At 62.4% G+C, this 15955-nt stretch carries 15 protein-coding genes and 1 pseudogene; 11 read left to right on the top strand and 5 right to left on the bottom strand.

The window, feature by feature from the left end:
- Positions 1-32: 32 nt before the first annotated feature.
- Entirely contained in the window at positions 33-488 is a 456-nt protein-coding gene (locus Mgrana_RS06815) for a methyltransferase family protein (protein ID WP_119356859.1), read from the bottom strand.
- A 265-nt stretch (positions 489-753) separates the two neighbouring features.
- On the opposite strand from Mgrana_RS06815, the gene Mgrana_RS06810 reads away from it, so the two are divergent.
- The 3 genes from Mgrana_RS06810 to Mgrana_RS06800 all read left to right on the top strand — a co-directional run bounded on the left by Mgrana_RS06810 (position 754) and on the right by Mgrana_RS06800 (position 2287).
- Positions 754-1566: a hypothetical protein gene (locus Mgrana_RS06810; RefSeq protein ID WP_119356858.1), complete on the top strand. Its 813-nt coding sequence runs from the start codon at positions 754-756 to the stop codon at positions 1564-1566.
- Between the two features lie 149 nt (positions 1567-1715).
- Positions 1716-1943 (top strand): DUF2281 domain-containing protein, encoded by a 228-nt coding sequence (locus Mgrana_RS06805; RefSeq protein ID WP_170146418.1) that lies wholly within the window; start codon positions 1716-1718, stop codon positions 1941-1943.
- A complete protein-coding gene (locus tag Mgrana_RS06800) occupies positions 1940-2287 on the top strand; it encodes a type II toxin-antitoxin system PemK/MazF family toxin (RefSeq protein ID WP_119356856.1) in 348 nt (115 codons plus the stop codon). The genes Mgrana_RS06805 and Mgrana_RS06800 overlap by 4 nt, the downstream gene beginning before the upstream one ends.
- Before the next feature lie 411 nt (positions 2288-2698).
- Here the strand turns inward: Mgrana_RS06800 and Mgrana_RS06795 are convergent, their stop codons facing one another.
- The gene (locus Mgrana_RS06795) at positions 2699-4969 is read right to left on the bottom strand and encodes an ATP-binding protein (RefSeq protein WP_119356855.1); all 2271 of its coding nucleotides are present in this window, start codon (positions 4967-4969) and stop codon (positions 2699-2701) included.
- Positions 4970-5071: 102 nt separating this feature from the next.
- On the opposite strand from Mgrana_RS06795, the gene Mgrana_RS06790 reads away from it, so the two are divergent.
- The gene (locus tag Mgrana_RS06790; RefSeq protein ID WP_119356854.1) at positions 5072-5572 is read left to right on the top strand and encodes a hypothetical protein; all 501 of its coding nucleotides are present in this window, start codon (positions 5072-5074) and stop codon (positions 5570-5572) included.
- 299 nt (positions 5573-5871) lie between these two features.
- On the opposite strand, the gene Mgrana_RS06785 is transcribed toward Mgrana_RS06790, so the two are convergent.
- Positions 5872-7320, bottom strand: a complete 1449-nt coding sequence (locus Mgrana_RS06785; protein ID WP_119356853.1) for an apolipoprotein N-acyltransferase — start codon at positions 7318-7320, stop codon at positions 5872-5874.
- Between the two features lie 122 nt (positions 7321-7442).
- Between Mgrana_RS06785 and Mgrana_RS06780 the strand changes: the two genes are divergently transcribed.
- The 4 genes from Mgrana_RS06780 (at position 7443) to Mgrana_RS06765 (ending at position 12556) form a co-directional block, all read left to right on the top strand.
- Positions 7443-10169, top strand: coding sequence for a type I restriction endonuclease subunit R (locus Mgrana_RS06780; protein WP_119356852.1), 2727 nt, complete (start codon positions 7443-7445; stop codon positions 10167-10169).
- Between the two features lie 9 nt (positions 10170-10178).
- Complete coding sequence (locus Mgrana_RS06775) at positions 10179-10466, top strand: nucleotidyltransferase family protein (protein WP_119356851.1); 288 nt, start codon at positions 10179-10181, stop codon at positions 10464-10466.
- Positions 10456-10809 carry a HepT-like ribonuclease domain-containing protein gene (locus Mgrana_RS06770; protein WP_119356850.1) on the top strand — a complete coding sequence of 118 codons (354 nt, stop codon included), beginning with the start codon at positions 10456-10458 and terminating at the stop codon, positions 10807-10809. Before Mgrana_RS06775 ends, Mgrana_RS06770 begins: the two co-directional genes overlap by 11 nt.
- Before the next feature lie 139 nt (positions 10810-10948).
- On the top strand, positions 10949-12556 hold the full coding sequence (locus tag Mgrana_RS06765) for a restriction endonuclease subunit S (protein ID WP_170146417.1): 1608 nt from the start codon (positions 10949-10951) through the stop codon (positions 12554-12556).
- Here Mgrana_RS06765 and Mgrana_RS06760 read toward each other — a convergent pair.
- Entirely contained in the window at positions 12553-12984 is a 432-nt protein-coding gene (locus tag Mgrana_RS06760; protein WP_119356848.1) for a type II toxin-antitoxin system death-on-curing family toxin, read from the bottom strand. The two genes, Mgrana_RS06765 and Mgrana_RS06760, sit on opposite strands and share 4 nt — an antisense overlap.
- Before the next feature lie 4 nt (positions 12985-12988).
- Positions 12989-13201 (bottom strand): hypothetical protein, encoded by a 213-nt coding sequence (locus Mgrana_RS06755; RefSeq protein ID WP_119356847.1) that lies wholly within the window; start codon positions 13199-13201, stop codon positions 12989-12991.
- A gap of 80 nt (positions 13202-13281) precedes the next feature.
- Between Mgrana_RS06755 and Mgrana_RS06750 the strand changes: the two genes are divergently transcribed.
- From Mgrana_RS06750 to Mgrana_RS06740, 3 genes and pseudogenes are all read left to right on the top strand, one after another.
- A complete protein-coding gene (locus tag Mgrana_RS06750) occupies positions 13282-14757 on the top strand; it encodes a class I SAM-dependent DNA methyltransferase (RefSeq protein WP_119356846.1) in 1476 nt (491 codons plus the stop codon).
- A gap of 27 nt (positions 14758-14784) precedes the next feature.
- Entirely contained in the window at positions 14785-15612 is an 828-nt protein-coding gene (locus Mgrana_RS06745; RefSeq protein ID WP_119356845.1) for a hypothetical protein, read from the top strand.
- Between the two features lie 57 nt (positions 15613-15669).
- Positions 15670-15955 (top strand): annotated as a pseudogene (locus Mgrana_RS06740) (hypothetical protein); the annotation flags it as partial.

Below are 15955 nucleotides of genomic sequence, written 5' to 3'. Positions count from 1 at the left end.
CACCACCGGCTGCTGGGCCAGTATCCTGGGGATTAATAGATCCAGGGAATCAACTTCCTGACCCGGCGTTTGTAGTCCGGGTACTCGGGGTAGAGTTGCTCCAAAAAGCGCTCCTCGAGCGCCGCCTTCCAGTTCAGCAGCCCAAACAAGAGCGTACTCAACCCCACCGTCCAGAGGTTAAGGTGCGCCAGGCTGCTGCCAATGGCCCACAACAGCACCCCGCAGTAGATGGGGTGCCGCACCACGCGGTAGAGCCCCTCCTGCACCAGATACCCCCCCGTGCGCGGCTTGGGCAGCGCGGTCAGGTTGCGCCCCAGTTGCCAGGCCGCCAGCAACAGAACGCCCAGGCCCACCCAGGCCAGCCCCCGCCCCCATCCGGTAAGCCAGGGCGGGCTAACAGAAGGCGTGAGCCACAAGGCCAGCCCCAGCAGGCCCAGCAGGGCAAACTGCCCCACCACATACCACTCGCCCCGCTCGCCAAAGCGCATGGGTACAGAATACAGGGCTCGAAGTGCATTTGAACCTATTGGGATGGGGAAACCGGGTAAAATCAGCCAAGTAAGGTGTCTAAGCCAAACGGCGCACTGAACCAGAAGTTCAGCCGGTGGCTACCATTACCAAGCCCAGTAAAGGAGGAATTTTTGATGAGAGCTATCTATCTCAGGGGATGTATGAGCTTGCGGCATAAATGGCTTATTGGGTTTGTCATACCGCAGGTGTGGCATAATTACTAGTTAGACCCGCAGGTTGCTCATGGCGCATTTGAACCAAACATTCGTCGCGCTTTTGAAGGAGGCGCAGTTCACCAAGGAGCTTCTTGGCTCGGGCGCTACTCAAATCCGTCAGGCCAACTACGCTTCTAAAGGGCTTTATTTTCAGTCTTTCGCAAATCTTTCGACTGGGCTTGAACGCATTGGCAAGCTCTGTCTCATTCTTGATCACTACATCGAGACGCAGGGAAGCTTCCCTGACTTCAAGTACCTGAAGAACGAGATTGGGCACAACCTCAATCTATTGCAAGAGAAAGCGGAGAAGATGGCGTTGCATCGGGGATGGCCAAACCCTTTCCCTTCCTCTGCTATTCACAAGGCTATCGTTGAACTCCTAAGTGAGTTTGCGGAGGGAGATCGCTATAGCAATTTCGACCTACTTGTTGGCGCAAACAGGCAAGCCGATCCGATTGCGTCTTGGTATGAGCGAGTAGATCTGCCGCTTTTCGAGTCTCGTGTAACAGCAAAGAAAAAGCACGCGATAGTCGGGAATGCGAAACTGATTTCAAGCTTGATTGGTCCTATTTCAAGCGTCTTGCACATTTCCGAGACCGGCGAAGAGATTACTGACGTCGAGAATGCAAGTAGGAACACAGGTGTTTTCGAGGCGGTCGCACCTCATCGTCAGCTCCATGTGCTGCAGATCATTCGGGCGTGGGTAAAGCTTCTAGGCAAGCTTCAGCACGTGGCTCAGGCGCTCGGTAGGGACGACATCCCGTTCTTCGATGAGTTGTTCGCGGCTTTCGAAAACGATGATGCGTACATGAAGACACGAAAGACGTGGGTCAATATCTAGCGGGTCTAACATCTCGCTCAAGCGGACGGTTCAATCGATTCGCGATTGAAGCCGCTGCTTAGCTCAGGCGTTAGCCGTCTTCATACTACACCGTCCTTGTATTCGGTTGGGTGTAAAATATGGGTACAAGAGTCCCTTCATTACCACAAATGGAGTTTGATAACATGACACTTGACGAAAAAATTTATCAACAAGTGCAAGGACTTCCGCAATCTCTTCAGGAAGAACTGCTTGATTTCGTTCAGTTTTTACGGATGAAGGCGGAACAAAGGGAGAAGCAAGAATGGTTTGATTTCTCACTGTCGTCCGCGCTGAAGGATATGGATAACGAGCCTGCTTTGTATAGTCTCACCGATATAAAGGTTGCGTTTGAATGAAGAAAGCGGGGCAGGTTGTTTTATTTCGCTTTCCGCAGGCTGATCTTGAAGAAGGTAAGTTGCGCCCGGCTCTTCTGGTGGCAAAACTTCCGGGTGAGTATGATGATTGGATGATTTGCATGATTTCATCACAGACTCGCCATTATCTGACAGATTTTGATGAACTGGTGCGAGAAACCGATCCAGATTTTGTTCAAAGTGGATTGAAGGTGGCAAGTGTTATTCGGGTGGGAAGGTTAGCGGTTGTGTCCGGTGATATTCTTCTTGGTGCGATTGGTGAGGTTTCATCAGAACGCTTGAGTCGTGTGAAACAAACATTGGCAAGTTGGTTGTCTTCACCATGAGACCGTGGCCAACATTTGCGTGCACCCGACAGGCTTTGCTTTGCGATAATAGTCCAGCAATCCTACCGGCCAGGAGTGTACCCGACACCGTCGGGACTATCGACCTTCAACATCAACGGTAGCTGAAGGCTTGCGACAAAGCTGGACGCACGGCTAGATGAAACCTCACCGCATCTTCATCCTCTTCCGCCGACCGAGCGGATCCACCACGGCAAACCCCACCAGGCCCAGCAATCCAAGCCCCGTGTAGCCCAGAAACTCCTTGAGCAGGGGCTCGTAGGCCCTACCAGCTCCGGTGAGCGAGGCTGTGCACGAAGTCCTATACGCGAGTGTTTACCGGCAGGCCGAGCGAGTCATTGGTCTTCCCCAGTCGGGCCCGGGGCATTCGTTCCAAGAACCGCTGCAAGCCTGTTAGTACTCGCGCTCGAGCAAGTGGGCGTACTCCACCGCTTCGCGCAGCGACATCGAGCGCCCGCTGGCCCAGGCCAGGTTCCACTCGAGGTCGCTGGCCCGTGTCTTGGCCCGCCCGACTGAGTTCGTCAGGCGGGCCTGGTCAGGCACCGAGAAGGGTAGGCCCCGGGCCTCGCGCTCGGCCTCCACCGCCCCCCATAGCCGCGCGGCCTGCAAGACCTGCTCGTGCCCGGCCTCGGGAGCCAGCCCCAGCGCCTCGCCCAGCGAGACCAGAACTCGGGTCAGCAGGAGCGAGTGCTCGCTCAGGGATAGTGCCCGGAGCAGGTCGGATCGGGCCGCCGCGTATTCACCCCGCCCTATCGCTAGCTGTGCCCTGATGTCGAGGAGTAGGGCTTCCCAAAAGGAGTTGCCGACCTCGCGGCATATCTCCAGCCCCTCCTGGGTGAAGGCACCAGCGGCCTCGAGGTTGCCCAGCAGTAGCTGGGCGTAAGCCAGTTGGAGTAGCGTGCTGGCGATCAAGTTGGGACTACCCTCCCGGCGGCTGGCCTCGATGGCCTCTTCCAGCACCCTCAGCGCCGCATGATAGTGCCCCCGCTCAATCTCCACCCGCCCCCGGTGCATCAATAGATGGGCCTCCCAGTGGGTCAGCCCCTCCGCCTGGCTCAGGCCCAGGGCTGTATCCAGCCAGGAGTCTACGGGCTCGAAATCCCCCACCTGCCAGGCCATCGTGGCGGCGCGATTGAGCAGGTGGATGCGTAGCTCCGGCTCGACCTCGCCGGGCAGGGCCAGCGCTTCTCGCATCCAGGAGAGCCCCTCGCGCTGGTAACCCCGCACCTCCAAGAACCAATAGCTCTGGCGCAACATCCGCAGGGCCAGCCGGGCTTCGCCGCGCTCCAGCACCCGCCGTAGCGCGGTCCGCAGGTTGCCCATCTCGGCCTCGAGCCAGTCCATGTCCTCTACAGGGTGGGCCTCGAGCCGGGCCAGGTAGTGCTGAAGGTGGGCTGCGCGGGCGGCTTCCAGTTCCTCGGCGGAGAGCTGCTCGAGGGCGTAGGCGCGGAGGATCTCGAGCAGGTGGAAGCGGCCCCCCTCGCGGCGGATCAGGTGGGCATCCAGCAGGGCCTCGAGGTCGCCCCGGCTGGCCCCCGCGACCTCGGTAGCAGCAGCCCGGTCAAAGCCGCCCACGAACACCCCCAGGTGCCGGAAGACCTGCCGCAAAGGGGCCTCAAGCCGCTCGTAGCTCCAGGCGATGGCCCCTGCCATGGTCTGCTGGCGCTGGGGCCAGTCCCTCGGCCCGCTCCCCAGCGCGGCGAGGGGCTTCATCCGGAGCTGGGTGGCCAGTTCGCCAGGGCTCAGGTAGCGCAGCCGCCCGGCGGCCAGTTCGAGGGCCAGCGGGAGGCCATCCAGATGGGTCACGATCTCGGCGATGGCAGCGGCGCTGTGGGCGTCCAGGGCAAAAGCCGGGTCGAAGGCCTGAACCCGCTCGACCAACAGGCGTACCGCCGGATTCGCGGTGGGGTTGCTCGGCCCCGGCAGCGTCAGCGGCTCGAGCGGCCACTCCTGCTCACCGTAGAGCCGCAAGGCCTGGCGGCTGGTGGCCAAAACCCGCAGGCCGGGGCAGCCCTCGAGCAGCCCCGAGAGCCCTACCGCCGCCTCCAACAGGTGCTCGAAATTGTCCAGCACCAGCAGGGTTTGTTGATCGCGCAGGTGCTTTTGCAGCCGGGCCGAAAGCCCCGAGCCGCCCTCCGAGAGCCCCAGGCTGCGGGCCACGGTGGGAAGCACCAGCTCCGGGCAATCCAGCGAGACCAGCGGCACAAAGCGCACCCCGTCGGCGAATGCCTCTTTGAGCTCGTGGCCCAGTTGCAAGGCCAGCCGGGTCTTGCCCACCCCCGGCGGCCCGGTGAGGGTGAGCAGGCGCGGTTGCCCGGCGAGGAGTTTCTGCTTGATCAGGGCCAGTTCTTGCTCCCGCCCCAGGAGCGCCGTGGCCGCGACGGGCAGGCTGGAAGCGGGCGTGAGGGTTCGTCCTGGTAGCGCCCTGGGCACCGGGGGCTCGGCTCTGGCCAGCCGCAAGAAGCGTCCCAGGTCTTGCGGCTCGATCTCGAGGTGCTTGGCCAGCCCCTCAGCCAGCAGGGGCGAGGGGCGGCGGTGGCCCTCCTCGATCTTCTGCACTGTGACCGGGGCGCAGCCCAAGAGCCGCGCCAGCTTTTTTTGGGTGAGCTGGAGTTCCCTGCGGCGCTCGCGCACCCAGCCCCCGAAAAAGGTCACGGTTTGCATACCCTACATTCATGGTACGACGTGCGGTACGAAAATATTATTGCGCGGCTGGGACGACCTTTGTTCAATGAAAATGTCCCTAAAAGGGCGGGAGGTATAACGATGAAAAAGCTCGCACTCAGCACCCTGGTTCTCCTCAGCATTGTGGCCGCCCAGGCCCCGCAGGCCCAGCCCCCCCGGCCGCCGCTGGTGGCCTGCGAAGCGGGCAAGAATGTGCCCTGTGTGGTGCTGGCCACCAATCCTGCCGACATCGCGGGGGTCTGGAAGCAGTACCAGAGCAACCCGGCGTTCGCCCCGCAGGGCGGGATGGGCTACATCCGCTACAATCCTGACGGTAGCTTCGTACTGGGCGCGACCCCCGAGGGCACCCGCACGCCCACTGCTCCCTTCCCCAGCGGCACCTTCCGGTTCGAGGGCAGCCGCATGATCCTCGAGGTCAAGGGCGTCCCGCCGAACATGCCCGAATGCGCCCGTGCGGTTCACGAGGTACGGGTGTTGCGAGTGGGCAACCAGCCAGTGGCCCTCTCTTTCACCCCTATCGAGGATACCTGCAAACCGCGCCTCTCCGACCTAGGCCAGGCGGTGATTTTCATAGGGCGGTAGGCTTGGGGGAGAAGCGCCCGGCCTGAGCGTCGGCCCGGTTGAGTGGCCTTGGCTCGAGACAGTTCTTAGGGTTAGGTGCGGCGATTCGCCGCGCCTCTTTTTTATTGGCAAAACCCACCCAACCTCGACGGCCCCAATCCCGTAGGCCCCTTGGAGCCGGTGATCCGCAAAGCCCTGGAGCGCGTTCGCTGGACGGCGGGCCCCGGTCAGTCCGACTCCTGGGTTTTGAGTTTCCAGGCGGCCACAGTTCTGTCTGGGACAGAGGATTCTCGGGAGGCTCACTTCATGTGAAGAGCGCCCTATTTGCCCTTGCGCCTGCTCATCGGGTCGGCCACCGCAAACCCCACCAGGCCCAGCAACCCCAGCCACCCCAGCCAGTCTCCCAGCCGCACCGCCGGGGCATTGGCCCGGCCCAGGGGCACGTCGGCAACCAGGGTGGCCTCGCCGCCCTGGGGGAAGCTGGCCAGCGAACGCACCCGGCCCCAGGGGTCGAGGATGGCCGAGTCAAAGCCGCCGTCGGCCTTGACCATGCTGAGGCGGTTCTCCACCGCACGGAAGACCAGGTGGGTGTAGTGCTTGTCGGCGATGGTGGCCCAGTCCTGCGAGGGAACCGCCACCACCTGGGCACCCCGGCGGGCCATCTTGCGGGCAGTGTCGGTAAAGTCGAGGTCGTAGCAGATGAGGGTGGCCAGGCGGCCTATGGAGGTGTGGTAGACCGGGTAGGTGCCCCGGGTGGGGCTGGTCTCGCCGGCGAAGAGTACCGGGTGATCCTTGCCGTAGACGCCCAGAAACTGCCCCTCTGGGCTGATAACCGTGGCCTCGTTGCGGAAGATTCGCTCGCCCACCACCACCACATAGCCCACCACCAGATAGGCCCGGCTTTCCCGCGCCAGCGCCACCAGGCCCAGGCGGTCTTCGGTTTGGGGGTCGAAGGTAAAGGCGCCCTCGGGCCAGACGATGAGCCGGGCGCCCTGGCGGGCGGCCTCGAGGGTCTGCTCCTTCATGCGGGCCAGGGTGGCCTCGGCCAGGGCAGTCTCTCCGCGGTTTTGGGCCAGGATGGGGGAGGTGGGGGGCTGGATGGCCGCCACCCGCAGCGTGCCCGCCTCGGGCCGGTAGAGCCAGAGCGAGAGGGCCACCCAGCCCAAGAGCGCCAGCCCCCCGGCCCAGAGCCAGCGCCGCACCCGAAGGGGCGAGAGGGGGGCTTCTTTGTGCAGCAACCCCAGCAGCCCCTGCCCCAGCACGAAGTTCACCAGTACAATTAGGGCGCTCATGCCGTAAATGCTGAACACGCTGACGGGCTGGATCAGCCAGGGCTGGGTGTGCTGGGTATAGGCGATAAAGCCCCAGGTGGCGGCGATGGGCACAAAGCCCCGGATCATCTCGATGCCCACCCAGTTGCTTACCCCCTGCCAGACAAAGTAGCGGTAGCCGGTGCGCTCGTGGAAGGCCCGCACGCCCATATCGCCCAGCAGGGCAATCAGAAAAATGGCCAGGGGGAGCCACTCCATGTAGAGCCCGCTGCCGCCAAACACCGGGCCGAAGTAGCCCAGGCCCCACAGGCCCATGGTGGTGGCCGAGGCCAGGCTCGAGAGCCTCGCCGGCATCAACCAGAACTGCGCCAGCAGCATGGGCAGCAGGGCCACCCAGGCCAGGGGCCAGAGGTTGTAGGGCGGGTAGGCCAGCACCAAGAGCCCCCCGCTCAGGGCCGCAAGGCCCAGGCCCAGCAGGAGACGCAGGGCGGGAGACATGCCCTTTTTGTAACCGATGGGCGTTACCGAGGGCTTACATGGGAGCCCATCCTCAAGATGAGGCTTAGGTTCAAACCTCACCCGGAAACCGGCCCTGCCCTCGGTAAACTGAAACCCAAGCTATGACGCCTGAGGAGCTGGCACGGCTGGAGATTGACAAGGCCCTGAGGGCCGCAGGCTGGACCGTCCAGGACCGCCAAGCCCTGAACCCCCGGGCCGCCCTGGGGGTGGCGGTGCGGGAGTTCCCGCTGGAGGGCGGCGAGGCCGATTACCTGCTCTTTGCCGAGGGCAAGGCCATCGGGGTGGTGGAGGCCAAGCCCGCCGGCACCACCCTCTCGGGGGTGGCGGAGCAGACCCGCAGGTACCTGGGGGGGCTGCCCGCTTCGCTGGCACGCCACGCCGACCCGCTGCCCTTCGGCTACGAGAGCACCGGCAAGGAGACCCAGTTTGTAGACCTGCGGGACCCCGAGAGCCGCTCGAGGCGGGTTTTCAGCTTCCATCGCCCCGAAACCCTGCTGAACTGGGTGCGCCAGACCCAGACCCTGCGGGCGCGGCTGGGGCGGCTGCCCCCCATTGCCAGGGCGGGGCTGCGGGCCTGCCAGCTCGAGGCGGTGGAGGGCCTCGAGGCCTCGCTGGCCCAGGGAAGACCCAAAGCCCTGATCCAGATGGCTACCGGGGCGGGCAAGACCTACACCGCCGTGACCGCCAGCTACCGCCTGATCAAATACGCCGGGGTGCGCCGCATCCTGTTCCTGGTAGACCGGGGCAACCTGGGGCGGCAGACCCTGCGGGAGTTCCAGGGCTATACCCCGCCCGACGACCCCCGCAAGTTCACCGAGCTGTACAACGTGCAAAACCTGACCAGCAACCGCCTCGACCCCGAGGCCAAGGTTACCATCACCACCATCCAGCGCCTGTACTCGATGCTCAAAGGCGAGCCAAACTATGACCCGGCGGGCGAGGAGGCATCGGCCTACGAGGTGGGGATGGGAGACGAGGTGATCCCGGTGGAGTATTCGCCCACCCTGCCGCCGGAATACTTCGATCTCATCATTGTGGACGAGTGCCACCGCAGCATCTACAAGACCTGGAAGCAGGTGCTCGAGTACTTCGACGCCTTTATCGTGGGCCTGACCGCCACCCCCAGCAAGCTCACCTTCGGCTTTTTCAACCGCAACCTGGTCTCGGAGTATTCCTACGAGCGCTCGGTGGCCGAGGGGGTGAACGTGGGCTTCGACGTGTACCGCATCCGTACCGAGGTGGGCGAGGGCGGGGCCCGCCTCGAGGCCAGCCCCGAGTACCTGCTGGGCAAGCGCGACAAGGCCACCCGCGAGGTGCGCTGGGAGGGCATGGACGAGGATCTGGTTTACACGGCCAGCGAGCTCGACCGGGCGGTGGTGGCGGTAGACCAGATTCGCACCGTCATCCGCACCTTCCGCGACCGGTTGTTCACCGACCTCTTCCCAGGCCGTCAGGAGGTGCCCAAGACCCTGATCTTCGCCAAGGACGACAGCCACGCCGAGGACCTTGTGAACATCGTGCGCGAGGAGTTTGGCAAGGGCAACGACTTCGCCAAGAAGATCACCTACAGCGCCGACAACCCCGAGCAGCTCATCAAGGACTTCCGCACCGCCTACTACCCGCGCATCGCGGTGACGGTGGACATGATCAGCACCGGCACCGACATCAAGCCGCTGGAGTGCCTGCTGTTCATGCGCGATGTGAAGTCCAAAATTTACTACGAGCAGATGAAGGGGCGCGGCACCCGCAGCATTGACCCCAGCGACCTGCAATCCGTAAGCGCCGACGCCCGGCACAAGACCCACTTTGTGCTGGTGGACGCGGTGGGCGTGACCGAGAGCTTCAAGGAAGAAAGCCAGCCCCTGGAGCGCAAAAAGAGCGTGCCCTTCGACAAGCTGATGGAGCGCATCGTGATGGGCGAGCACACCGAGGCCAACCTGACCTCGCTGGCCAGCCGCCTGAGCCGCCTGGCCAAGGAGGCCACCCCCGCCGACCTCGAGGCCCTCCGCACCCACAGCGGCGGCCTGGACCTCCACCAGATGGCCGCCCGCCTGCTGAACGCTGTAGACCCCGACCAGGCCCGCGCCCTGGCCCAGCAGACCCATCCCGACCCCAGCGAGGCCGCGCTGAAGGCCGCCGCCGAGCAACTGGTCTACGAGGCCACCGCGCCCATCTACAACCCCGAGCTGCGCCAGGCCCTGAATGCCCTCCAGCGACGCAGTGTGCAGACCCTCGACATCCTGACCCAGGACCGGCTCACCTATTTCGGCCCGGCCCAGCACCACGCCCTCAAGCTCACCCAGACCTTCCGGCAGTTCCTCGAGCAGCACAAGGACGAGATTACCGCCCTGCAAATCCTGCTGAACCAGCCCCAGGCCCAGCAACGGGTCAGCTTCAGGATGGTCAAGGAGCTGGCCGCAGCCCTGGCCCAAAGCAACCCGCAGCTTACCCCCGAGGTGCTGTGGGCGGCCTTTGAGCGCCTGAATCCCGAGCGGGTTCGGCGTTCGCGGCCCGAGCGGGTCCTCACCGACCTGATCAGCCTGGTGCGCTTCGCGCTGGAGCAAGAAGCCCTCTTGCGCCCCTACCCCGAGACCGTGGCCGAACGCTTCGAGGTCTGGCTGGCCCGCCAGCCGGGGCGCTTCACCGAGGAGCAAACCGAATGGCTGCGGATGATGGCCGACCACATCGCCACCTCTTTGAGCGTGGAGGAGAGCGACCTCGACCTGACCCCTTTCCAGGGCCGGGGCGGGTCGTACCGGGCGCGTAAGCTGTTCGGCCCCGACCTTGAGCGGCTGATGCACGAACTCACCGAGGCCCTGGCGGCGTAAACTAAGGCCATGCGGCTGGACGAACTGCGAACCACCCTGGAATCCCACCGCCCCGAGCTGGAAGCCCTGGGCCTGAAGGGGTTATACGTCTTCGGCTCGGTGGCTCGAGGCGAGGCCAAGGTGGGGAGCGACATAGATTTTGTGGTGGAGTTAGAGCACTACACCCTCAAAAGCTTCGTGGGGCTCAAGCTCCTGCTGGAATCCTGGCTGGGCTCGCCGGTGGACCTCGCCACCTTCCAGAGCCTCAAACCTGCCCTGCGCCAGGCCATTCAGGGGGATTTGCGGCGTGTCGCCTAGATACCGGCTGTACCTAAACGACATCCTGAGCGCCATCCGGTACATCCAGGCCTTCACCGAGGGGCTGGACTACCCGGCCTTCTCGCAAAACGCCCTGGTACTGCACGCCGTCATCCGCAACTTTTTGGTAATCGGGGAAGCGGTCAAGGAGCTCCCCCAGGAGGTGCGCGACCTGCGCCCGGAGATCGAGTGGAAGCTCATCGCTGGGATGCGCGACATCCTGATTCACGCCTACTTCGACACCGATGACCGGGTGCTGTGGGACGTGGTCGAGAACGAACTCGAGCCCCTGCGCGTAGCGGTGGAGGCCATTCTAGAAACCCTCAAAACAGGTGAGGCATGAGCGATGTAATCGAGGCGGGGACAGGGATTCTAGAACAGCAAGATTTGCCGTCTGGATGAAGCAAAACAACTGTTAGTGCAGTCCTTAGCATCATCGGTATTGGTAAGCTATGGCCCGAATGAAGGAAGGCACACCCAGCATGACCGAACCCCTCGAGGCCGAGGCAATCCAGGAACAGGAATTGCCAGTGGGGTGGGCTTGGGTTAGATTGGCCGACGTTTGTCTTAACCCAAACGCTGATATAGTTGATGGGCCGTTTGGGTCAAACCTTAAGGCTAGTGAGTACACAGATGCTGGTGTTCCCATCGTTCGATTGCAGAACATAAGTAGAAACAAGTTTATTTTCAAAGAAATAAAGTTCATCACCTCCGAAAAGGCGGAACAACTCTCGCGCCACAACTTTCAACCAGAAGATGTCTTGATAACGAAACTAGGGATACCTCTGGGTAAGGCGTGTCTAAGTCCAAAATCTTTGGGTCGTGGAGTGATAGTTGCTGACATAGTAAGGCTGCGTATTAGTCATGTTTTCATTTCAAACCAGTTTCTTGTGTACGCCATTAACTATGCGCCCTCTGCGTTGAAACACTTTGCAGGAGAGACAAAGGGAACAACCAGACCTCGTGTTAACTTGAGCCATATCCGTGAGCTTCCAATACCTCTTCCACCCCTCGAGGAGCAACGTCGCATCGTCGAGAAACTCGAGGCCCTTTTTTCCGAGTTGGATAGCGCGGTGCAGAGCCTCGAGGCGGCCCTTTCCAAGCTAAAGCGCTACCGGCAGGCGGTGCTGAAGGCGGCGGTGGAGGGCGAGCTTAGCCGGGAGTGGCGCGAGGCCAACCAGGGCCAGCTAGAACCCGCCTCGGAGCTGCTAAAGCGCATACTGGCCGAACGCCGCCAGCGCTGGGAGGAAGCCGAACTCGCCAAAATGCAAGCCAAGGGCAAAATACCGCAAGACGACAAGTGGAAGGCGCGCTATGTGGAACCCGAAGGGGTGGACTCGAGGGAACTTCCGGAACTGCCTGAGGGTTGGGTGTGGACTTCACTTGAACAACTTGGATTTATTTCTGGGGGATTAACTAAGAATCCAAAACGCGAAAAACTCGAAACCAAACTTCCATACCTTCGTGTAGCAAATGTTTACGCTGATGAACTTAGGCTTGATGATATTGAACTTATTGGGATTGAAACTGAAGAACTGGAGAGAACCCTTCTCGAACCAGGCGACCTGCTTGTTGTCGAAGGCAACGGAAGTCCAGACCAAATCGGAAGAGTCGCGTTATGGGATGGTAGCGTGAAGCCCTGTGTTCACCAAAATCACATCATCAAGGTGCGCTTAGTTGAAAAGAGCCTAAACCGTTGGGGGCTAATATTTTTGCTTTCTCTTTTAGGTAGACAACTTATCATGAGTGTGGCCAGTTCTACCTCTGGCCTATACACCCTGAGTTTGTCCAAGGTCGCCAGCTTGCGTATAGTTCTGCCAAACATTAAGGAGGTGAGCTTCATCGTTCAGGAAGTAGACCGCCTCCTGTCCGAAGCCGACAAAACCGAGGAGGCCATTCGGGCCAGCCTTAAGCGGGCCGAGCGGTTGCGGCAGGCGGTGTTGAGGGAGGCCTTTAGCGGGCGGCTGGTGCCGCAAGACCCGGCGGACGAACCGGCGGCGGTGCTGCTGGAACGCATCCGGGCGGCGCGGCAGGCCGAAGGGGGCAAAAAGGGCAGCGGCAAGAGGAAAGCCCAAGCCCTGCTGCTTTAGAGGCTGGCCTCTCCGGGGTTCAGGCCGCACCAGTGGATCAGGGCCACGCGCAGTCCTTCGATGGTGAGGTTCCCGGTGGCGACCAAAACCATGACCGTCGTGCCTGCGTCCTGGCTGGGAGTTATCCGGTAACTATTGGCCCGTAAGGTCCAGAGCATAGTGGCAAGGGAAGTGCGCTTATTCCCATCGGAGAACACGTGGCCCTGAGCGATGGCGAAGCCTACCGCCGCGACCTTGGTAAAGAAGGTCGGGTAGGCATCCTGCCCACCTGCGGAAGCCCTGGGGCGCAGGGCAGCACTTTCGAGCGCACCTGCGTCTTTGATACCGGGCATTCCGCCGCTCCAGCTTATCACTTCATCATGAGCCTCAACAATAGAAGCCACCGTGAGGAACCTGCTCCCACGGTATCTGTAATAGGTTCTGGGCATTGCTCTAGAGCTTGGCTAGGGCTTCAAAAGTCCTCTTGTTTTCCTCGAGGATTTCCTTCAGCATCGCCCGCATCTGCTTGTCGGTGAGCGCCGGTTTAGTCTTGGGCTTTGCCGGTATGGCCTTACCGGCTACAGCCTTGGCTGCCACGGCCTTCGCGGAGGTTTTCCCGGCCCCCTTTTTGGCGCGGGTCGCGGTGTTTTTGCCCGCCGTCTTCATGGTAAAAGTCTAACACAGCCGCGCTGGGCTCGAGGGTTCGCCCATCAACATTTTGGCCCCGCGCGGTATCCTTTAGCAGCATGTCCACGCCCGCTTCCTCCCTGATCGGCAAGGTTTGGAACTATGCCCACGTGCTGCGCGATGCAGGCGTGGGGTATGGCGACTATGTCGAACAAATTACCTACCTGCTGTTCCTCAAGCTCGACTACGAGACGGCCTCGGTGGGGCGGCCCAGCCTGATTCCGCCGGAGTACAACTGGGCCAGCCTGGTTCGGCTGGACGGCGACGCGCTCCAGGTGCACTACCAGCACATCCTGGCCGAGCTGGGGCGACTCAAAGAGGCTCAGCAAGCCACCATCCTCCAAACCATCTTCAACAAGGCCCAGAACAAGATCACTCAGCCCGCCTTGCTGCGGCGCCTGGTGGGGCTCATAGACTCGGAGGACTGGTCGGGGCTGGATATTGACATCAAGGGCGAGATTTACGAGGGCCTGCTGCAAAAAAACGCCGAGGACGTGAAGGGCGGGGCGGGGCAGTATTTCACCCCCCGGCCCCTGATCCGGGCCATGGTGCAGGCCCTGCGGCTCGAGCCGGGCCAGACCGTCTTCGACCCCGCCTGCGGCACGGGGGGCTTCCTGCTGGCGGCCTACGAATACCTCTCCGGGCTGCCCTTAGACCGCGACCAGAAGATCTTTTTGCGCGAGCACACCCTGTTCGGGGTTGACATCGTGGATAGCGTGGTGCGGCTGGCGGCCATGAACATGTATCTGCACGGTATCGGCGGCCTGCACAGCCCCATCCGCGCCGCCGACTCGCTGGCCGCCGACCCCGGCACCCGCTACGATGTGGTGCTGGCTAACCCGCCCTTTGGCAAGAAGAGCGCCATCGAGGCCAGCACCAGCACCGAGAACGGCAAGGCCAGCCGCGAGAAGGTGGTCTACGAGCGCGACGACTTCATCGCCACCACCTCCAACAAGCAGCTCAACTTCTTGCAGCACATCAAAACCGTGCTGAAGATTGGCGGCAAGGCCGCGGTGGTGCTGCCGGATAACGTGCTGTTCGAGGGCGGGGCCGGCGAGACCATCCGCCGCCGGCTGCTGCACGACTGCGAGGTACATACCCTGCTGCGCCTGCCTACCGGCATCTTTTATGCCCAGGGGGTCAAGGCCAATGTGCTGTTCTTCGAGAAACGGCCCGCCAGCGAAACCCCCTGGACCCGCGAACTCTGGGTCTACGACCTCCGCACCAACCTCAACTTCACCCTGAAGACCAACCCGCTTTCTGACAAAGACCTCTCCGACTTCCTGGCCTGTTACAACCCCGAGGCCCGCCACGGGCGCCAAGAAACCGAACGCTTCCGCCGCTTCAGCTACGACGAGCTGGTCGCCCGCGACAAGGCCAACCTGGACATCTTCTGGCTCAAGGACAAGGGCCTCGAGGACTCCCTGAACCTGCCCCCGCCGGAGGTGCTGGCGCGGGAAATCATCGCCGACCTCGAGGCCGCCCTAGAAGGCTTCCGCACCGTGGAGGAGGAGCTGGGGGAGGCTCGAGGCTAGCGGACCCCGCTCTGCTACCCTGACCGTATGCAGAAGATCTGGAGCGTGGTGTTGGTGCTGGGTTTTTCGGTGGCGCAAGCCCCGCAAGGTGCGGTGCTGCTGCGCCTGAACGATGCAGGGAATGCCGTGGTGGTGGGGGCTTATCAGGGAGGCCGCTTTATCCAGGCCGAAAAGTTAACCCGCCTCGAGGCCCGGCGCTACCAGGTGTTTGGGCCCCTGGGTCGCATCAACCAGGCCCAGGGGGCTGGAGGGTTGAAAACCCCGGATATCTGCGACTGGAACCGGGAAACGCCCCTGACGCTGCTCGAGCGCCGCGCCATGCAGTACCCCGCCTATGCCCTCTCGGCGCCCTGGAACCCCCAGCCGCGGGCGGTAACTTCGTTTGCCCCTGCCGCCGCGCACCGTCGGGTGGTGGCTGCCGAACTGGCCCGCCTCAACATAAAGAAGGCTCCTAACATCACCCAAGCCCTGCGTACCGACCTGGACGGCGACGGACGTGAGGAGGTGATCCTGAGTGCGAATCAACCGGGCTTCTCGATTGGTGAGGGCAGAGTCGAGGGGCGCTACGCCCAGGAGGTGGGCGACTATGGCCTGGTGATGGTTCGTAAGTTGCTCAGCGATACCGACCTGCGGACTTTTGTGCTGGATGTGACCCATCTCGACAAGCCCTTTGACGGCACCGAGGGGATGCCCACGGTGATTACCCGCCGCATAGGGGCCATCCTCGACCTGGACGGCGACGGCAAGATGGAAATCATCACCGAAGACTGGATGCACGAGGGCGTGGGTAGCACGGTCTGGCGCTGGAATGGCCGACAGTTTGTGAAGGTGCTCGAGTGGGGGTGCGGGGTTTGATACCGATTACGAAGGAGGGGGTAATCTAGGCTTATCTGTTACGACCCCTAGACCAACATGCCCTACCGTGTCCCCCAAACCCACCTGTTGCCCCCGCGCACCGCTCGAGAGGTGCGCCGCGAGCGGGCCCTACAGCGCTTACGGCATGGATTCGCCCAGAGCCCGGTGCTGGTGTTGGCCGCAGGGGCCGGCTATGGGAAGTCCACCCTGCTGGCGTCCTATGGGGGGGTGTGGCTCTCCCTGGGGGAGGAGTGCCGTGACCCTGTGGTGCTGGGCTGGCACCTGCTCGAGGCCTACCGTGGGCGGCTGGGCGAGCGCTTGAAGGGGGTGGAGGGGGCGCTGG

Source organism: Meiothermus granaticius NBRC 107808 (assembly GCF_003574355.1).
Lineage (GTDB): Bacteria > Deinococcota > Deinococci > Deinococcales > Thermaceae > Meiothermus > Meiothermus granaticius.
The sequence above is the reverse complement of the archived record's forward strand: the minus strand, read 5'-3'. Positions and strand labels throughout refer to the sequence as shown.

Coding starts and splice junctions, on each gene's coding strand:
- Mgrana_RS06815 (WP_119356859.1), bottom strand. CDS start 488: ATGCGCTTTGGCGAGCGGGGCGAGTGGTATGTGGTGGGGCAGTTTGCC.
- Mgrana_RS06810 (WP_119356858.1), top strand. CDS start 754: ATGGCGCATTTGAACCAAACATTCGTCGCGCTTTTGAAGGAGGCGCAG.
- Mgrana_RS06805 (WP_170146418.1), top strand. CDS start 1,716: ATGGAGTTTGATAACATGACACTTGACGAAAAAATTTATCAACAAGTG.
- Mgrana_RS06800 (WP_119356856.1), top strand. CDS start 1,940: ATGAAGAAAGCGGGGCAGGTTGTTTTATTTCGCTTTCCGCAGGCTGAT.
- Mgrana_RS06795 (WP_119356855.1), bottom strand. CDS start 4,969: ATGCAAACCGTGACCTTTTTCGGGGGCTGGGTGCGCGAGCGCCGCAGG.
- Mgrana_RS06790 (WP_119356854.1), top strand. CDS start 5,072: ATGAAAAAGCTCGCACTCAGCACCCTGGTTCTCCTCAGCATTGTGGCC.
- Mgrana_RS06785 (WP_119356853.1), bottom strand. CDS start 7,320: ATGTCTCCCGCCCTGCGTCTCCTGCTGGGCCTGGGCCTTGCGGCCCTG.
- Mgrana_RS06780 (WP_119356852.1), top strand. CDS start 7,443: ATGACGCCTGAGGAGCTGGCACGGCTGGAGATTGACAAGGCCCTGAGG.
- Mgrana_RS06775 (WP_119356851.1), top strand. CDS start 10,179: ATGCGGCTGGACGAACTGCGAACCACCCTGGAATCCCACCGCCCCGAG.
- Mgrana_RS06765 (WP_170146417.1), top strand. CDS start 10,949: ATGACCGAACCCCTCGAGGCCGAGGCAATCCAGGAACAGGAATTGCCA.
- Mgrana_RS06760 (WP_119356848.1), bottom strand. CDS start 12,984: ATGCCCAGAACCTATTACAGATACCGTGGGAGCAGGTTCCTCACGGTG.
- Mgrana_RS06755 (WP_119356847.1), bottom strand. CDS start 13,201: ATGAAGACGGCGGGCAAAAACACCGCGACCCGCGCCAAAAAGGGGGCC.
- Mgrana_RS06750 (WP_119356846.1), top strand. CDS start 13,282: ATGTCCACGCCCGCTTCCTCCCTGATCGGCAAGGTTTGGAACTATGCC.
- Mgrana_RS06745 (WP_119356845.1), top strand. CDS start 14,785: ATGCAGAAGATCTGGAGCGTGGTGTTGGTGCTGGGTTTTTCGGTGGCG.